The following is an 18,526-nucleotide window of genomic DNA, read 5'->3' on the forward strand; positions in this document are numbered from 1 at the left end:
TTAAAATTGTGCTTTGGCTAAAACAGATATCATCACCCGCTTTTTGATCTGGAGACTCAGACACCTAAGTACCAAAAACTTTGTTTTGATCTTGAGTGGCTTGATTGGGATATTAGCTGGATTAGCTGCTGTCATTTTGAAAACTGCCGTTCATGCCATCCAAAAATTCCTGACCGGTGACTTCAACGAAGCTTACGCAAACTTTTTCTATATCATCTACCCTCTTATTGGGATAATATTGGCATTCTTGATTGGCACATATATCTTGAAAGATCAAGGAGGTCATGGAATCCCTGATTTACTCTATAATATTTCCAAAAAAAGCAGTCTGATCGCCAAAGTAAAAATGTACAGTCGGGTAATAACTTCGGCGATTACCGTAGGCTTTGGTGGTTCTGTTGGTTTGGAAGCTCCAATTGTAGTGACTGGATCTGCTATAGGATCGAATTTTGGTAGTTTGATGCATTTGAATGCCAAAAAAAGGACATTATTGATAGGGTGTGGAGCTGCTGGAGCAATCTCAGCAATTTTCGGTGCCCCGATTGGTGCTGTTATTTTTGCAATAGAAGTTATTTTGCTGGAAGTCAGTGTTGGGAGTTTCATTCCCTTATTGATCGCATCAGTAACAGGGTCTATTACTTCCATGATACTTTTGGGAGAGGATGTCATGTTTACTTTCAATCTATCCGACAGTTTTTTGGCAGCACATATGCCCTATTATTTCTTACTGGCTATATTTACAGGAATCATTTCCTTATACTTCAGCAGGGTTGTATTGAAGACAGAGTCACTTTTGGGAATGATGGAAGATCCATGGATGAAAGTTCTATATGGTGGAGCATTCTTGGGTTTGATCGTGTTCTTTTTCCCTCCTATTTATGGTGAAGGTTATGAAACATTAAACGCTCTGATTGATGGGGATCCTCAGAGATTATTGGCAAATAGTCCATTCTTTGGGGAAATTGACAATCCATATTTTATCATTCTGTTCTTGATGTTGATTATTTTCATCAAACCGATTGCTTCTGCCATTACCATTGGGGCAGGGGGAAGTGGTGGGATATTTGCCCCTTCCCTTTTTGTAGGGGGGATTACCGGTTTCGTGTTTGCTTATACTGCGAATATATTTGGATTGCCCATTGCCTTGCCGATAGCACATTTTACACTAGTCGCTATGTGTGGGGTGATGAGTGGGGTTCAGCATGCACCTCTATCAGCGATATTCTTGATTGCTGAGATCACTGGTGGTTATGAGTTATTTCTGCCATTGATGTTTGTTTCTGCCATTTCTTTTGTGACAACAACCTACTTTGACAAGGACTCTCTTTATGTTAAGCAACTCAAAGACACCGGTCGATACCTCACTGAATCCAAAGATGAGGAGGTTCTTGACAATATCAACATCAGGAAAGTAATGGAAAAAGACCTTTTGCCTATTGCCCCAGATGCGAAACTTGGAGATTTGTGTAAGCTCGTTCAGCTATCTAAGAGGAATATTTTCCCAGTTGTCAATGATAATGGAGAATTAGCGGGGATCATCACACTGGATGATATTCGGGATATCATGTTTGATGAAGCAAAGCAACAAGAAATGAAAATCCAACAATTGATGCATAGTCCTCCAGACGTAATTTATCCAGAAGAAACGATGCAAAAAGTGATGGATAAATTTGAAAAATCCGGTGCATGGAATCTACCTGTGGTCGAAGATGGAGTCTATTTGGGTTTTATTTCCAAATCCAGAATTTTTAATGCTTACAGAAAACGTCTTATTAGGCAGAATTTGGAGTAGAAGTTTGAAGAATTTTGGGAACTTGGCATTAATGGATTCTTAGGGTTCAATTCAAAATGAATGAGAAATTCATGGATATTCGATACTGGTAGATATTGACTACCTTCAGAATACAAATAATGAATCTCACATTTTTTCAATTAAAATGCTAAAGCTAACGCATTTTATACTTCCCCCAGTAATATATAGGAAAGACCAACGCCTTGAGTTTCCAGTCGTTCTTTTCTTGGATAGATAATGTCGTGTCTTCGTGGACTGTTCTATACATTTTTCCAGCCATCAAGGCATGTGCGATCAACAGTAGAAAAATTATTGCGTAAATGATTAATTCTGTCATAATTTCTCAAAAATCAATGCTGCCCAATTATCCTTGTCTTTTTGGCTCAAAAATTTGAAGCCTACGGAATCTGCCTTTTCCTGAATATCAACAATGTCGTGGGTATAGAAACCGCTCAACAATAAATTCCCTCTGCTTTTTACCAAACTTGCATAAATCTCCAATTCATCGAGCAGCACATTTTTATTGATATTTGCCAAGACGATATCGAAAGTTCCCTGTGGTGCAACTTCACGGACAGTCCCCAAACCCATCCTGACATCCTTCATACCATTGAGATCGAAGTTTTCGTTGCCATTGTCCACACACCAATCGTCGATATCAAAGGCTTCTACTTGTGTCGCTCCAAGCTTGTGTGCCATGATGGCCAAAATTCCTGTCCCTGCCCCGATATCAATCACTCTTTTGCCTTGATGATCGATCGTCAGCTGATGGGATAGCATCAGGAAAGTTGTCGCATGATGCCCTGTCCCGAAAGACATTTTAGGATTGATCAAAATTTCGTGCTTGATTTCTGGTTTTGGAGCGTGAAATGAAGCTCTTACATATACTTCCTCTCCCACTTGGATCGGATCATAATGCTTTTCCCACTCCTCATTCCAATTGACCTTTGCCATCACACCTTCCACAATCTCCAATTCTGCTGAATCTTGGTATCGGTTGATTACTTCTTGGTAAGTCTCCCGATCAAAAGAATTTTCTTCGATATAGGCATCAAGGCCTGTGTCCGTTTCCAAAAAAGAATCAAAGCCCACCTCAGCCAATTCAGCGATGAGGATTTCACGAAAATCTTCTTTACAATTAATCTTAAACTCTAAATACTGCATAAATTGTAGGAAAGTGATAAAAAACGGAAAGAAAGTCAACTGTCAACAGACGACAGACGACTGAGGTCCGTTGACAGTTGACTATCAATTTTAAAATGATTTGATAATATCTACAAAGTCACGTGACTTCAAAGAAGCTCCACCGATCAATCCTCCATCCACATCTGCTTTGGAGAAAATATCTTTGGCGTTGCCTGGGTTACAGCTACCTCCGTAGAGGATCGATGTATTGTCAGCAGCTTCTTGGCCATATTTGCCAGCCAAATGGTCTCGAAGAGCCTTGTGCATTTCCTGAGCTTGGTCTGAAGAAGCGGTTTTTCCTGTACCGATAGCCCAGATTGGTTCATAGGCAATCACGATTTTTGCAAAATCCTCATCACTCAAGCCAAAAAGGCTTTCTGTCAATTGGTTTTTCACATAATCTTCGTGCGTACCAGCTTCCCTGATTTCCAATGGTTCACCACAGCAGAATATAGGTGTCAAACCATTTTCCAATGCTTGTTTTACTTTAGCAGTAAGCAATTCATTGCTTTCTTTGAAATATTCTCTTCTTTCGCTGTGGCCAATGATCACGTATTCAGCTCCAAAAGATTTCAGCATGGTCGCTGAAGTCTCCCCAGTAAAAGCTCCAGAAGCTTTGTCAGAGCAATTTTGCCCACCTAAAAATAGATTTGGAGTATTTCCTACTAATTTTTTGACAGGAAAAAGGTGTACAAAAGGAGGGTTCAACACGACGGTTACATCCTTGATGTTTTCATCCTTGTACATATTGACAATCTCAGTAGTCAGTTTTTGACCTTCGTCAAAATTGAGATTCATTTTCCAGTTTCCTGCTACGATTTTCTTACGCATGGTATTAATGGTTTGGTTAATAGATTTGAAAAAAATAACATAAGCCGTTACTTTGTCACAAAATTACACAAAATGTCCTACCCACGAAACGAATATGGAAATGAACAGCCCAAAAAGTACTGGAGCCTTAAGGAGGCGAAGGTGAAAATCGCTGCTTATTGTGCCTATCAGGATCGCTGCCAAAAGGAGGTCAGGACCAAGCTCCATGAAAAAGGAATCTATGCTGAGCAGGCGGAGGAGTTGATTTCCGAGATGATCAGTGAGAATTTTCTGAACGAAGAGCGCTTTGCACAGTCCTTTGTTAGGGGGAGGTTTCGCTTGAAAAAGTGGGGGAGAAATAAAATTTTGCAGGAGTTGAAATTCAAGGGAATCAGCCCGAATTGTATCAAATCAGGAATGAAAGAGATCGATCCCGAGGAATATTTCAAAATACTCAGTCATGTCGCTGAAAAAAAATGGGCATTGACCAAAGAAATAGACCCCTTCAAAAAGAAATACAAAGTCCAGCAGTATTTGATGTCGAGGGGTTTTGAAATGGATCTGATATTGGAGGTGATGGAGGGGATTGGGAAATCTAGTAAGAGATCATCGAGCTGAAGCAACTCGTCCGAGACGAGATCGCCCTAGAAAAGGATCTTGGACATTCCGATAGAAAAGGGTAAATCTGTCGACAAACAAAAGTCCACTCTTGACCTTGGTCAAGGCTACAGAAACTAAAATCTTTCATTGAAAACTCATTGTTTACCTACAGAAAAGCATTCGGATATACATATTCAATGCCGTTTAGATAAGACCTGCCAGGTTTTCTATTAAGTTAATACAGGTCTCTTATTTGGCAGGGAAGACCAAAAAAAGATTTAAACCTGGCAGGTCTGGTTTCTTAACTAAACGACATTGTATCCATATTCTAAATTGTCATTGGGACAATATCTATTTATAACTAATATGATCAATTACCACAACAAAACATTCAGGGCAATCAGCAATTCTCCCAATGGGGAAGTTTCATCGCAGATGATTTTCCATTACCAGCAAAATGGCAATGTCCTTACCTGTGCATATTCCGGTGGCGAAATCATCAAAGGCCACTTGATAGGCTTGGTGGACGACGTGGGAAAAATCGACATGAGGTATCATCAGATAAATGCAAAAGGAAACTTGATGACAGGAACCTGCAAATCTACACCTGAATTCCTCGAAAATGGCAAAATACGCCTTCATGAAAAATGGGCTTGGACTTCGGGGGATTGCTCCCATGGTGAATCATTGCTGGAGGAGGTTGGTTAGTTTTGTTAAATTGATTTGGGTTGAAATCAATTTTGGCTGTAAATTGATCTGAACTCAAATCAATTTGGTTTATTTCTGATAAAAGAATGAAAAACATTTTTTTTGTGGTCATCCGCGTTCCATGACACACAGATGATGGTGATTTAGCAGATTTGCAATGATTTTTTTATGCCAGCAAAATGTAGGTTGATAATAAAATTTAATATGATTATCCGTTTTCATACCAATAGAATCTAAATAATTGAATTAACCTGTGATTTGGCACCAATATCAATAAATATCCAACATCTATTAGTATCAGTTTGCCAATAAACAGTCGCTTAATTGATTAGTGACTTGATTGCGGATATACATAAATTTAATATTTAAATCTAAAAAGTAGGCTCTCAATTCACATTTCGCTCGTATAATTTTCCAAAACACCTGTCACGATCAATAGGGACAAGTGCTTTGGAAAGTATTAATTATATCCATCCATTTTTTTGCTAGTAGCCAAATAAATTGATGTATTTTAAGTCAATTGATGCACTAATAACTAATCAACCAATAACGATTATACGCATGATTTTATTGGGAAATTCACTTAATAGTGTCAATGAGGATAATCATAATTTTGAACTTACAAATCCCTTAAAACCCCAGCTGCTTTCTCGGCTGTCAGGTCTCTTTGGGGATTGGCGAGCATTTCGTAGCCTACCATAAATTTCTTTACGCTGGCAGACCTCAAAAGCGGTGGATAGAAAACCATGTGTAAATCCCACTCAGGATGATCCTTGCCATCGGTAGGAGCTTGGTGGATTCCTGCAGAATAGGGAAATGATACATCAAATAGTCTGTCATATTTGATCGTCAAAGTCCTGTACGCATCTGCCAAATCAGCCATTTGGGTATCTGACATTTTTGCGAGACATTGTATATGATTCTTTGGAGCAATCATGGTTTCAAATGGCCATACAGCCCAAAAAGGTACCAAAACAACAAAGCTGTCATTTTCATAAATGATCCGTTCCTTTTTCACAAGCTCTGCCTGAACGTATTCCGTAACCATGTTTTTCCCTTTACTTTGATAGTAATCAAGGAATCTTTGCTGCTTTTTCAGTGGCTCGTCAGGGATGCTTTCCTGTGCCCAGATCTGTCCATGAGGGTGTGGATTGGAACAGCCCATGACTTCCCCTTTGTTTTCAAAAATCTGTACATAATTGATAAAATCCAGCTCTGAAAGTTCCATGTATTCCTTTCTCCAGGTTTTGACCACTTCGAAAACCTCATTTTGGCTTAGTTGAGGGATTGTCTTGGAGTGGTCGGGGGAAAAGCAGATCACTTTGCAGATTCCACGTTCACTTTTGGCTTTGAAAAAATCACCATCTTCATAGCTTCCACTTGGAATATCCTGCGTCAATGCCCCAAAGTCATTTGTAAAAACAAAAGTAGATGTGTAGTCAGGATTGACTTCTCCACCAACCCTTGTGTTGCCGGGACAAAGGAAACATTCTGGATCATAAGTTACTGGTTCTGATTTAACGATTTTTTCCTGCTGTCCTTGCCAAGGTCTTTTGGATCGATGAGGAGATACCTGCACATAGGAACCTGTAAATGGATTGAATCTTCTGTGGCTGTGTTCTTCAAAGGAGAATTTCATGCTGTGGATTGAGGTTTTAAAGTTGAGAGTTTGATAGATTATATTGAGATTGGATGATTTATGTGCTATCTAATTGGCTGAAAAAGGTTGTAAAGTTATAAAGTTGAAAGGGTAATGATAAGCCTGATTATTTACCATCAACTCACACAACATATAAACAAGTACAAACCGCATTTCAAATTTCTAGATGGATATGAATGAGAATGAGTGTGTAATATCTACAAATCCAAAAAAAAAACTGCACTCCAAATCCGTCAAAAGATGTGACTTGGAGTGCAAAAATGACTTAAATAGATAATATTAGCTCAAATAACTATTTAAACAAATAATTATCACCTTACCCATTCTACTTTTTCTTCGATCGGCTTTCTACGTCCTTCTGGCCAACGGTCGGTGGCAGGCTTTGCTACATAGAAAAATCCCATCAACATATCCTCTTCACCTAAGCCAAACCACTCTTTGGCTTCAGGCCAAAATGTAGGCCCACCAGTACCCCAATACGCTGCCAGGCCATGTGCTGATGCGGTTAGATACATATTTTGTACAGCCATAGAAACAGCCGCAATTTCTTCCATTACAGGAAGATTTGCCCTTAGATCACGTTTCATTTTGATAGCAATTATATGCGAAGCTTTCAAGGGGTTTTCTTTGAATTTTTGAAAAGTCGCTTCTATGAAATTTCCATTTTTGGTAGCTCTTTCTTTGTAAAGATTTGCCTGAAAATCAGCAAACTTCACCAAACCTTCACCTGAAAAAACAGTGAAACTCCATGGCTCTGTCAATTTATGTGTCGGTGCCCAATTGGCATTTTCAAGCATCTCATTGATAATCACATCGTCTACAGGATCATTTTTCTTGAATTGAGCGATAAACATGGATCTTCGTCCACGAATGATTTTATTTACTTCTTCGATATTGAAATCAGGTTTTTGCATAATGTGGATAATTTAACTTTTATATCTTACTCTTAATGCTGCTTATGTAAAAATGGTTTCCCAAATCCTCATAATTATTCTACTTCAGGTGACTTTGGTTTTTGTGTTTCATCGATAATCCAATCGTACATGATTCTCTCAACATCAATATATTTTTTTACAACATGAATTGTAACCAAAGTGAGTGGTATCCCAAATAGATTGATAGCAATATCGACTTCTGTAGCTGATATTAGATTTTCAAGGTTATTCTCCTTTTTTAAAAATTGCATTAAAATTCTTCCCAAAAGCCCAGATAAAAACCACAATGTCCACCATGATGCGACCCAAGAAGTAGATAAATTGACTTCCTCTCCAAAGGACCTTTTGAGAAAATTGAAATAGATTGATCGGCTGCAAAAAAAGCCAATAAACATATACTCAATTTCTGAAATATCAAAGTATGTTTTTAGTTCCTCAATGTTTTATTTAAAACTTATACCCAACTTTCACACCACCGTAATAATTCCTTCCTGGTGCAGGTTGGAAGAATCTATTTGCAAAAGCATTCAGGTCATTTCCCAAACTATAGGACTCATCGAGTAAGTTATCCACACCCAAATACGCCTCTAAATCCCAATTACCAGTAAAATTGCTTCTCCAACCAACTCTACTTCCCACTAGGTTATAGGCCTCTTGATAAACTGTATTAGCATCATTCAAGGGCAACTTATCCACATATTGATGGGTGAAGTTCAAGTATAATCCAAATTTGGATCTAACATCAAATTGGTTGACAAGTGTATTTGGGGCGACTCCTGTGAGTTGGTTTCCTGAAAAATCATTCCCACCACTATTGAAATCCGCAAACTCAAAATAATGCCCTGTAAACGCATGATTGATTTTCAATTCTTGTATAAATGTCTGTGGATTTCTCCATACCACATAATCCACTTGTGCTTCAATGCCACGTTGATTGGTACTTCCGGCATTTCGGAACAAGACCACACCTTGCTCATTGGCAAAGGTAGTGATCGTCTGATCCAGCTTGAAATAGAAACCTGTGACATCAATATTGAAGATCCCAAAACTCGATCTGTAACCCAGTTCATAGTTCACTCCCCTCTCAGCTTCCAAATCCAAGTTCAAACTGCCTTCATTAGTCCGAACCTCATCAATACTTGGAGGAGAAAAACCTGAACTTATACTTCCATGAACAGCTGAGGTATTGTTGATTTTATAAGCCAGTGCTAACCTAGGTACGATGATCGGGTCAAATCTCCTAACATTGTCAGCGGGTTCATTTGCACTTGCATCAATAGTCCTGTTGATATCATACTTGGAAAAATTCTCACTTGCCGCCAAAGTCAATAAAAGAGCTGGGGACAATTCAATTTCAAATTGTTGGAAAAGGAATGCTTGGGTTGTGATCAAATCATCACTAAACCTCACTGTATCTGCTTGGCCATTTCTATTACCAAAATTTTGAGCCAATGTTTTACCCAGCTGATATTCACCCCCGGCAATAGTCCTAATCGGAAATCTACCTAGTTTATCGTTTCTGGTAAATTTGGTCCTTCCTCCATAGCTAAAAGCTGTTTCCTTTTTGTAATCCAGAATAAACGGATTCTCAAAATCGGTCGTGTTTACAAATACCGAAGTTTGGTTATCCAAATACTCATTAAACTGATATTTATGGGATAACAAGCCATAAAGTGACTTTTGGGTTATCGAACTGTTTTGGTTTACAGAACCTGGTCTTGCCTGTCTTGGATTTTCATTAGCTTGATCGGAATTTAGCGCACCAGGAATTTCATAAAACAAATCTGTGTATAAAATCTGTGTGGATAACTCTTGTTTTTCGGAAGGCTTCAGATGCGCTGCCAGTTGAAAAACTTTCCTATCCACGGCACTGTGCTCTCGATAACCATCAGATTTTTGATGCACATAGGAAGCACTTATTCCACCATTTCCAATTTTCTGTTCTATTCCAAACCTATACCGCATAAGCCCAAAATCTCCCACATTCAAATCCGAAGAAATCCTATTTTCCTCTATTTCTTTACGACTTTCCAAATTGATTACCCCTCCATTTCCTGCACCATATATACTACTTGCTGGCCCTTTGATGATTTCAGTATTTTGGATATTGCTCAAGTCTAAAAGATTTAAGGGAGTCGTTCCATCAGGTGAAGTGAATGGAATACCATTCCAATAAACCTTGATATTCCTTACTCCAAATGGAGACCTCAAAGAGCTGCCTCTTATTGAAATTCTATAACTTGCCGGAGCTCTTTCCTCGACTCTTATTCCTGCTTTTGTATTGAAGGCGTTTACGATAGAAGTTTCATTAAACCGATACAATTCATTTTCCAACACCCTACTTACAGCACTCGCTTGCATTAATAGAGGTCTGTCTGTTTCAAATGCTGTAACTGTAACTGTGGATAAGTCATTAAGAGCAATTTCCATTGTCACAAGATTCTCTTTGTTTGGTAAGATGTTTTGAACTTTAGAATTGTAGCCTAGATGGGAAAAGTTTACGCTTTTTGATTGTGTCAAATTAATTTGTACAATTCCATCCTGATTTGTAATTTGATTTTTTTCTCCTTCTATCTTGATCAAAACACCTGATATGGGTAACTCATTTTGCTTATCGATTACCTTGATGGTAGTCTGAGCAAAAGTGGATGAAAAGGCCAAAAGTAATATAGGGATGATTAGTTTTTTCATAAGAAAATAAATAGCACTTTATAAGACACTCGGAATCTTGCATGTTCACTTGACACGGGAGCATTGCTCCGTTAGAAAGTATTTATTAAGCATAATTTCAACGAGTAGGGTTTAGCACCTAAAACTACCAAAACTTATATAGACATACAGTAAAAATTTAATTAAAAGTATAATTAAAATGAAAATGTGATCAAATGGCAGTAAAATATGTATGATTTTGCCATTGAAAAATGACAATTTACTTTAAATTTAAAATTATAATGAATCAATCTATTTGATGACTATAAAATGATTAGAAAATTCTTTGTTCTCCTTTTTGTTATTGCAAGTTGCTCTCCAAAAGCTCCTGATCCAATATTTCCTATTCCATCTGAAAGACAGCTGGCTTGGCACAAAATGGAATATTATGGTTTTGTCCATTTCAATATGAATACTTTTTCAGATATGGAATGGGGTATGGGTGATGAAGACCCCTCAAGTTTTAACCCCACAGATTTGGATACCAGGCAATGGGCAAAAGTTGCAAGAGAAGCTGGAATGAAAGGACTCATCATTACAGCCAAACATCATGATGGTTTCTGTCTTTGGCCATCAGAATATACAGAACATTCCGTAAAAAACTCCCCATGGAAAAATGGCCAGGGCGATCTCATCAAAGAATTGGCAGAATCCTGCAAAGCTGAAGGAATAGGTTTTGGAATATACTACTCACCTTGGGATAGAAACCATGCGGGCTATGGAACGGAAACTTACATTTCTTATATGAAGAATCAGCTCACCGAGTTATTGAGTAACTACGGTGAAGTGTTTGAAGTATGGTTTGACGGTGCAAATGGAGGAACTGGATACTATGGCGGGGCAAATGAAGATAGAAAAGTGGACAAACGCTCTTACTATGAATGGGAAAATGTCTATAAGCTGGTTAGAGAATTACAACCAAATGCAGTGATCTTTGGAGACGCTGGCCCAGATGTACGCTGGGTGGGTAATGAACACGGCTATGCATACGAAACTACATGGTCTAACCTATTGAGGGATTCTGTCTATGCTGGAATGCCTGAGTACGCAGAAATGTATTCTAATGGACAAGAAAATGGGAGTCATTGGGTTCCAGCTGAAGCTGATGTGTCGATCAGACCAGGCTGGTATTTTCATGCATATGAAGACCACAAAGTGAAATCTCTGCCACAATTGTTGGATATATATTATAAAAGTATCGGACAAAACAGCGCGCTACTTATCAACTTTCCTGTGGACAGAAGGGGACTTATCCATGAAAAGGACATAGAACAAATCATGAAGTTATCCACAAAAATCACAGAAGACTTTGAAAACGACCTAATTCATAACGCCAAACTAGTTGCGAGTAATGAGAGGGGAAAAGGCTATGAGGTAGAGAATGTTCTGGAAAATGAATGGGAATCCTATTGGGCGACCGAAGATGAAGTAGTCCAAAGCAGTATTGAAATAACTTATCCACAAAAATTCCGCTTCAACAGATTTTTGATTCAAGAATTCATTGCGTTGGGACAAAGAGTCAAAAGCTTCAGTCTAGAAATCAGAACTGATGAAGGTTGGCAAGAAATCTATCAAGGCACAACTATCGGGGCAAAAAGAATTCTTAGATTGGATGACCATTTCACCGAAAAGATTCGGCTGAATATATTGGATGCAAAAGCTTCTCCTGCCATATCCAAAATTGGTGTATTCGATGCCCCAAAACTATTGGTTCAGCCAATTATCCACAGGGATAGAGAAGGGAAGGTACATATGGAAATTCCGGAATCAGGAGTGGATATCTATTACACCCTTGACGGTACTATTCCAAGCAAATCAAATGGAGAACAATACGTCGCTCCATTCACCATGAAAGAAGCGGGCAGAATCACAGCCATTTCAATCGACCAAAATAGTGACGATTCGAGTGAAGCCATGGTTCAGAACTTTGACATTGCAAAATCGAATTGGAGGGTTATTAATGACGATCCAAACTCAATAAACATCGTAGATGGTGATCCTAATACCATTTGGACTAATCCAAAAAATGAGGTTATCATTGATCTTGGCGAACTTATCCACATCATTGGCTTTGAATATTTGCCTCCCCAAGCTCGATATTTTAGCGGTTTGATTTTCAAGTATCAATTCAGCGGCAGTATGGATGGGAAAAGTTGGAAAGATCTGTCCATTGGTGAATTTTCAAATATCAAAAATAATCCGATCACGCAACAAATCCATTTTAAGAAAACACAAATCCGATATATCAAACTAACAAGCCTGGAGACTTGGGATGGAAAACCAAGCCAGTATGCAGAGATTGGAGTGCTTACAGTTGAAGATTGATTTATCTATTCATGGATATACGGAACTTTGACACAAACTAAAAAAAAGCCTGATTTTGCTTAGTTGCGATAATATCTGATATTAGAGACTCGTAGATATTGAATATAAGCGAGCAATCAACCTTAGAATTAAAGCTATTAGCAAAGAAGCGTATAATCATATATCTATTTTTATGACACTATAGTACTTTGATTGTTTTTTTGTGAACCTCAAACCTATCATTAGAAAAGATCCAAGATTCTAGTAGAAGGTCTGCTGGATAATCTAAATATGGAACACTATTCTTTGCCTTTCCTCTGTAAAATTTAACCTTTGGATTAAAGAACTGAGGTTTGAAAAGGTTTACTGCATGCTGTTGGAATCTTTCAGGGGCTTTTGTCACTGGTGGTTTTCTTGATACTTTTACATCTTTCAACAAATACTGCTCAGATCTAAGGTTGTTTTTCAGAGCATAATCATTGTTTTTCGTGAAAAATGCCAACATACCGCTCCCCACAGGCTCACCAAGGTTTGTCTGATCGATCGTATTACGATCATAATAAACTTCGATTCTATCAAGTTGATGAAGTTCGATTTTCGAGAGTTCCTCGACTGATTTGACTTCATAAAAGTCAACAAGCAGGATGGGTTTCCTTTTAAAGTTGACTTTATCATCTGTAGTATCAAGTATGCGAATTTCAGTTGTATTTTCCTTTCGATTTTTCCTAAATCTAGTTTGAACTACAATTTCCCTTAAGAATGTTTCCAAATTCTCAAATGCCAAATATTCATCTATGACGTAAGAGATATCTGGAATAAACGGTGAGCTCAAGCCTGATACCTTTTCTGCCTGCCCAAAGTGCTCGTGGAAAACTTTTCTGTTAATCTCATTTTCCATCATATACTCTGTTATCTCAATATCTATTTTGTCAGTTCTAAAGAGGTTTTTAAAATTATTTTTAAAATTGATTTCCCAAGGCTTGTAGACCAACATAGGCACATACTCCATTTCATAATTATTGGTTTGATTCATAAGTGCTGAAGCAAGACTCGTTTGGGTTTCTTCCACATCCACCCTCTTCCAGTTTGGATCATTGATGATTCGCATCATGTTTACCACCGGTTGAGGATCAGGGATTTTTGCCCACAAAACAGCTTGCTCAACATCTTGTCCGAATCCTTGAAAATTAATCTGAAACCCTTTTCCAACTTCAACTGAGTTTGGAAAGCTTACATTTCCAGTTTGGGGTTTTGCTTGTTGATGCTCATACATCCAGACCAAAGCTCCATTTTCGTCTAGCACACTAATTTTAAATGTTGGATTTTCAAGATGACGCTCTTTACTTAGACTCACAGAGGAATTGTTGGAAAAATCAAGTTGCTCGATAATTTCCCAATCATTGTGAGTGACGACTTGAAATGCGCCATTACTTCTTCCATTTTTTTCTAAAGTATATTCAGAAGGATCCCACCAGAATGGGCTTGGTAACACCTCGAATTTTTGGTTTTGGAAAATAACTTGTAAAGGCTGATCTAAAGGAACTAAAGAGTAATATGGTTCCATTCCAGCTACCTCTTCTAATATTTCAATTGACTTGCCATTTTTGTCTAAGACTTCTATATTTTCCGATGAAAGCGAAGTATGGAAAAGTGAGAGCTTCGCTGATTTGAATGGAGGAGATTGAAAGTATACGACAGGTTTGGTTTCTGAGCCTTCAATTGATGGGTTTTTGACTAAAAACTGCTTTTTGGAGACAGGAAAATCCTCGAAGTTATTCATCCATTTTGTATAAATGAACAAAGTGTAGAGGCCACTATTTGCATTTTCTGGCAAAATCATATCTCCATACGCCAAGCGATCTGGATCTAAAAGTATTTTTTCATTATAAATTTTATTTTGCTCAGAATCGTATATTTCTACGTAAGCAAGCTTACTGTATAGATAATCCTCATGATTGCGCATCAGCTTCATTGCAAACCACAACCTATCACCAGCAAGGTAGAAGTCTTGATTGGTAGTAATCACAAAATTTTCCAGAGACCTTTCAAGAGCCTTCTCTTGCTGAAATGCAAAAGCATTATGGAAACTCAAAAAGAGATAGAAAGCAAACGATATTTTAAAGAAAATCTTCATTATCTAAAGGGAATTGGAGGAATTGGAGTAGCATCAGGATAAATCTCTATACAAGATGAATTCACTAAAGGGGGTAAATCAAAAACGTGATTTAGATCCAAAGAGGCTGCTCTTATTTCTGTCCTAAAAACTAGCTTTTCTAAGCCACTTTGCTGGAAAACAAAGAAATTCCCCAACACTACACTATTTTGATTTTCAGCAACATTTCTAACATTCCCTTTGATTCGAAAAGGGGATACATCAAAAATACTACCTGTATTTTTTTGCTGTTCATCAATTTTCAGCAAGTATTCTAGATTGTTTTTTGAGACGGTTCTCACTCTGGTATTTACATAAAATCTTCCAAGTGATGTCAAGGGAATATCTCCCAAGCTGTGTTGAAAAGATCTACTTTGAAATTCTCTATTGCTCAACAAATTAAGCTTATCGAATATGTTCGATATAAATGAGTAACAAGTACAAGAGCAATTATCGCTTTCCGAGAAGGTAAAGTCTTCTGAAATCCCAGATGTACTGAACATATACCCAAATTCACCAACTCCGGGATCTGATATCTGCGCATTTATACTTGCAAAAGTTCTAATTTGAGACAAACTTACTCCGGGTGTATTGATAACCTCAAGTGCCTCAAAAGCAGATTCAGTGATTTCCTCTATTTCTACTTTTGGTGGCATCATTTCAAAGTCACTTCGATAAGAATTTCCATTTGTAAGTTGGAATACTAGCTGATAAGACAAGCCAGGCTCTGGATCGAAGTAATTCTCAGGCAAAAATGATATAGAATTAGGAACTGGAATAAAATTTATCCTCCTACCGTTTTGATCTTGAATGTACAACAAGTTTACATTTGCTTGTCTATACTGCGGTGTCACTACTCCAGATTGGTACTCTGCCGAATAGTAAATTCTAATATAAGTATCTTCGATTGAGTTTCCGTACCAACCATCGACGACCAATTGTGGTTCGAAACCTGGGACTTCGATCACAACTTCATCGATACAGGAGTTCGTAAAGATTCCTGCAATCAACAGTAAAAATATCGTTAGCTTTTTGATCATCTGAAAGTAAAGTTATAAGTCACTGAAGGAATGACGGTGCCTATGACAGCTAGTCTGTATGAACGCGGAACAGCTCCTGCCAAGTCAGGCTGGAAGAACCAAGAAAATGGATTTTTTCGAGCATAGACATTATAAAAAGCTATCGTAATGCTGCTTTTATAATGACTGTCTTTCTTTTGGTTTCCATCAAATGTAACCCCTAGATCCAACCTATGATAATCTGGGATTCTAGCTTGGTTTCTCTCTTGGTAATCCACCACCAAACTCCCATTGATGTCATAAATACTGCTTGGAAGTGTGATAGGCCTACCTGTTCTATAATTGAATGTGGCAGAAAAAGACACTTTCCTTAATGGTTTATAGTTCAAGAGCAAGCTCATATCATGCGGCTGATCCCAATTGGCAGGAAAATACTCGCCTTGGTTGATAGTTTCATCTTCGAACTGGCTTTCAACTATTCTAAGTGTTCTGCTGTAAGCATACGAGAACCAACCATTGAGCTTTCCAGATTTCTTTTTGATTAAAAATTCACCACCGTAAGCATAGCCTCTTCCCATTACAAGGGACGTTTCTAGTGCTGGATTCAATATAAGCTGGGCACCATCTCTGTATTCCAAAAGACTATTAAAATCCTTATAGTAAAATTCCAAAGAAGTCTCAATTTTATCAAAGTTGAAATTTCTATATGCGCCAACTGAATACTGCCAACTTTCTTGTGGTTGAACATATTGATCTGATAGTTTCCATAGATCCACAGGAGCAGAAGCAAAATTATTGGAAAGCAAATGCAGATATTGGATGCTTCTGTTTACGGAGGCTTTTACAGAGCTGTTGTCACCAATACTATATCTGAATGCAATACGAGGCTCCCATCCACTGTAGCGCTGATACACTTCACCTGCGCCATAGCTCACAGTGTCTGTAACCCTACTTACATCCCGTGCGAAGTTTTCATCATATAAGAATACATCTCTTTCACCCATCGCAAAAAAGCCAGAGTACCTCATACCCAATTGAGCTTCAAATTTCTCACCTATTTTTAGAGGATATTGGACAAAAAGCCCTGTTTCTACCGCACGTTCGCTGGGGATTTTTTGCGGAATAGCCAAAGATGTTTCAGATGAAGGTACCAACTCACCCATTCCCATACTGTAATGGTTTACTTGATATCCAAATTCGAGTCCTTCAAGCTTCTCACCGATCCATTCAAAATCTTGGTGAATCCCAAAATAATCAATCTGTGAAGTGAGGTCAAAGTCAAGAGGCTGTATTTCTCCCAAAACTGAATATTTGTAGCCAGAATATGCCAATGTCAAATCAGAACCTACCTTTTCTCCCCAAATAGATTTCCATTTCAAACTCGCTAAATCAGACTGCCAGGTAAAGGCTGTATCTCTCCCAAATCTGAAGTAATCTTGACTTTTATATAAGCTCAATGAAAGTGAGTTATTGTCATTCAGTTGCTGGTCAATCCTTAGGTTTACATCATAGAAATAAGTGCTACTTTCCTGCAATTTGGCATTGGGAATTCTATGGATAATCCAATTAGGATAAGCAAACCTACCTGTCGCCATGATTTGTGTCGTCTCACTAATCGGTCCATTTATACCCAATCTGCTTGACAAAAAGCCAATTCCACCTTCGCCTATCCATTTCTTAGCATTGCCTTGCTTGGTAGACACATCTAATACGGAACTTAACCTTCCTCCATATTTAGCTGGAATATCTCCTTTATACAGTTCTGCTTCCTTAATAGCGTCTTGGTTGAAAATAGAGAAAAAACCAAACATGTGAGAAGGATTAAAAACAGGAACACCATCCATTAAGATGAGGTTTTGGTCAACTCCTCCACCTCTTACATTGAAGCCAGAGGCGCCTTCACCTACTGTAGTGACGCCAGGCAACATCAGCATACCTTTGATGACATCTACCTCTCCCAACAACGGTGGTAAAAGTCTCAATTCTTCAATTGGCATTTTTGCAACTCCCAAAGCTGTACTTTTCACATTGTAATCAATGGCTCTGTCTGATACTGTCACCATCTCCAATTCACTCGTTGATTCAAAAAGTGTGACGTCCAATTCTACGTTTTGATAAACTCTGATGATCTTACGATCAGTTTCTTTACCCAAAGAACTAAAATAAGCTATATATGTCCCTTCTTGAAGATCCAACGAAAACTCACCATTGGAGTCAGTCTGCTGACCTATTTCCAATTCAGGAATAGAAAAAAGAGCTCCTGGGATTATTGTCTTTGCTTCATTATCCCTTATTATTCCTTTTACTTTATACGTCTGCTTATTTTTTGAAGCTGATGGTCGGGTTTGTTGCTTGATGTAATTTTCCCTCAACCTTTTTGGATAAACCACCGCATATCTTTCCCCTACGAAAAAGTAAGCAAACTGTGTTTCCTTTACCAGTTCATCTAAAATACTCTCAGCATTTACTTGCTCTGAGACCTTATTTAAACTACTCAGGTCATTGTGGTGAATCAGTATTCTTATGCCTGTTTTCGCTTCATACTTATCGATGAGCCCTTTGAAAAACAACTGTTGAGACTGTTCCGACTGAGAAATTGCCATGGAAGTAATCATAAAAAAAATAAAAAAGAAGGGTATGGCTTTTCTCATA

Annotated in this window: 14 protein-coding genes; 4 read left to right on the top strand and 10 right to left on the bottom strand. The window is 38.1% G+C overall.

All coding sequences use genetic code 11. From position 1 onward, the window contains the following. The first annotated feature begins 13 nt into the window (after positions 1 to 13). Positions 14 to 1,792, top strand: a complete 1,779-nt coding sequence (locus MM213_RS11640) for a chloride channel protein (protein WP_241412462.1) — start codon at positions 14 to 16, stop codon at positions 1,790 to 1,792. Positions 1,793 to 1,946: 154 nt separating this feature from the next. Here the strand turns inward: MM213_RS11640 and MM213_RS11645 are convergent, their stop codons facing one another. From MM213_RS11645 to tpiA, 3 genes are all read right to left on the bottom strand, one after another. Further along, entirely contained in the window at positions 1,947 to 2,129 is a 183-nt protein-coding gene (locus MM213_RS11645; protein ID WP_241412464.1) for a hypothetical protein, read from the bottom strand. Then, the gene (gene prmA / locus MM213_RS11650; protein ID WP_241412466.1) at positions 2,126 to 2,956 is read right to left on the bottom strand and encodes a 50S ribosomal protein L11 methyltransferase; all 831 of its coding nucleotides are present in this window, start codon (positions 2,954 to 2,956) and stop codon (positions 2,126 to 2,128) included. The genes MM213_RS11645 and prmA overlap by 4 nt, the downstream gene beginning before the upstream one ends. Before the next feature lie 90 nt (positions 2,957 to 3,046). Next, a complete protein-coding gene (tpiA, locus tag MM213_RS11655) occupies positions 3,047 to 3,808 on the bottom strand; it encodes a triose-phosphate isomerase (RefSeq protein WP_241412468.1) in 762 nt (253 codons plus the stop codon). Positions 3,809 to 3,880: 72 nt separating this feature from the next. On the opposite strand from tpiA, the gene MM213_RS11660 reads away from it, so the two are divergent. After that, positions 3,881 to 4,405, top strand: coding sequence for a regulatory protein RecX (locus MM213_RS11660; protein ID WP_241412470.1), 525 nt, complete (start codon positions 3,881 to 3,883; stop codon positions 4,403 to 4,405). 348 nt (positions 4,406 to 4,753) lie between these two features. Then, positions 4,754 to 5,095 (top strand): avidin-fold protein, encoded by a 342-nt coding sequence (locus tag MM213_RS11665; protein WP_241412472.1) that lies wholly within the window; start codon positions 4,754 to 4,756, stop codon positions 5,093 to 5,095. 619 nt (positions 5,096 to 5,714) lie between these two features. Here MM213_RS11665 and MM213_RS11670 read toward each other — a convergent pair. The 4 genes from MM213_RS11670 to MM213_RS11685 form a co-directional block, all read right to left on the bottom strand. Next, complete coding sequence (locus tag MM213_RS11670; protein WP_241412473.1) at positions 5,715 to 6,734, bottom strand: UDP-glucose--hexose-1-phosphate uridylyltransferase; 1,020 nt, start codon at positions 6,732 to 6,734, stop codon at positions 5,715 to 5,717. Positions 6,735 to 7,066: 332 nt separating this feature from the next. Continuing rightward, positions 7,067 to 7,669 carry a nitroreductase family protein gene (locus tag MM213_RS11675; protein ID WP_241412475.1) on the bottom strand — a complete coding sequence of 201 codons (603 nt, stop codon included), beginning with the start codon at positions 7,667 to 7,669 and terminating at the stop codon, positions 7,067 to 7,069. 74 nt (positions 7,670 to 7,743) lie between these two features. Next, positions 7,744 to 8,085 (bottom strand): DUF4328 domain-containing protein, encoded by a 342-nt coding sequence (locus MM213_RS11680; protein ID WP_241412477.1) that lies wholly within the window; start codon positions 8,083 to 8,085, stop codon positions 7,744 to 7,746. 52 nt (positions 8,086 to 8,137) lie between these two features. Continuing rightward, a complete protein-coding gene (locus tag MM213_RS11685) occupies positions 8,138 to 10,381 on the bottom strand; it encodes a TonB-dependent receptor domain-containing protein (protein ID WP_241412479.1) in 2,244 nt (747 codons plus the stop codon). A 288-nt stretch (positions 10,382 to 10,669) separates the two neighbouring features. Between MM213_RS11685 and MM213_RS11690 the strand changes: the two genes are divergently transcribed. Next, positions 10,670 to 12,724, top strand: a complete 2,055-nt coding sequence (locus MM213_RS11690) for an alpha-L-fucosidase (protein ID WP_241412481.1) — start codon at positions 10,670 to 10,672, stop codon at positions 12,722 to 12,724. Positions 12,725 to 12,902: 178 nt separating this feature from the next. Here the strand turns inward: MM213_RS11690 and MM213_RS11695 are convergent, their stop codons facing one another. The 3 genes from MM213_RS11695 to MM213_RS11705 are packed head-to-tail and all read right to left on the bottom strand — an operon-like array spanning position 12,903 to position 18,525. Further along, entirely contained in the window at positions 12,903 to 14,837 is a 1,935-nt protein-coding gene (locus tag MM213_RS11695) for a hypothetical protein (protein WP_241412483.1), read from the bottom strand. After that, positions 14,837 to 15,895: a DUF4249 family protein gene (locus MM213_RS11700; RefSeq protein ID WP_241412485.1), complete on the bottom strand. Its 1,059-nt coding sequence runs from the start codon at positions 15,893 to 15,895 to the stop codon at positions 14,837 to 14,839. The genes MM213_RS11695 and MM213_RS11700 overlap by 1 nt, the downstream gene beginning before the upstream one ends. Beyond that, positions 15,892 to 18,525, bottom strand: a complete 2,634-nt coding sequence (locus MM213_RS11705) for a TonB-dependent receptor (RefSeq protein ID WP_241412487.1) — start codon at positions 18,523 to 18,525, stop codon at positions 15,892 to 15,894. The genes MM213_RS11700 and MM213_RS11705 overlap by 4 nt, the downstream gene beginning before the upstream one ends. Position 18,526 lies beyond the last annotated feature (1 nt).

The sequence above is a fragment of the Belliella alkalica genome, assembly GCF_022549785.1.
Lineage (GTDB): Bacteria > Bacteroidota > Bacteroidia > Cytophagales > Cyclobacteriaceae > Belliella > Belliella alkalica.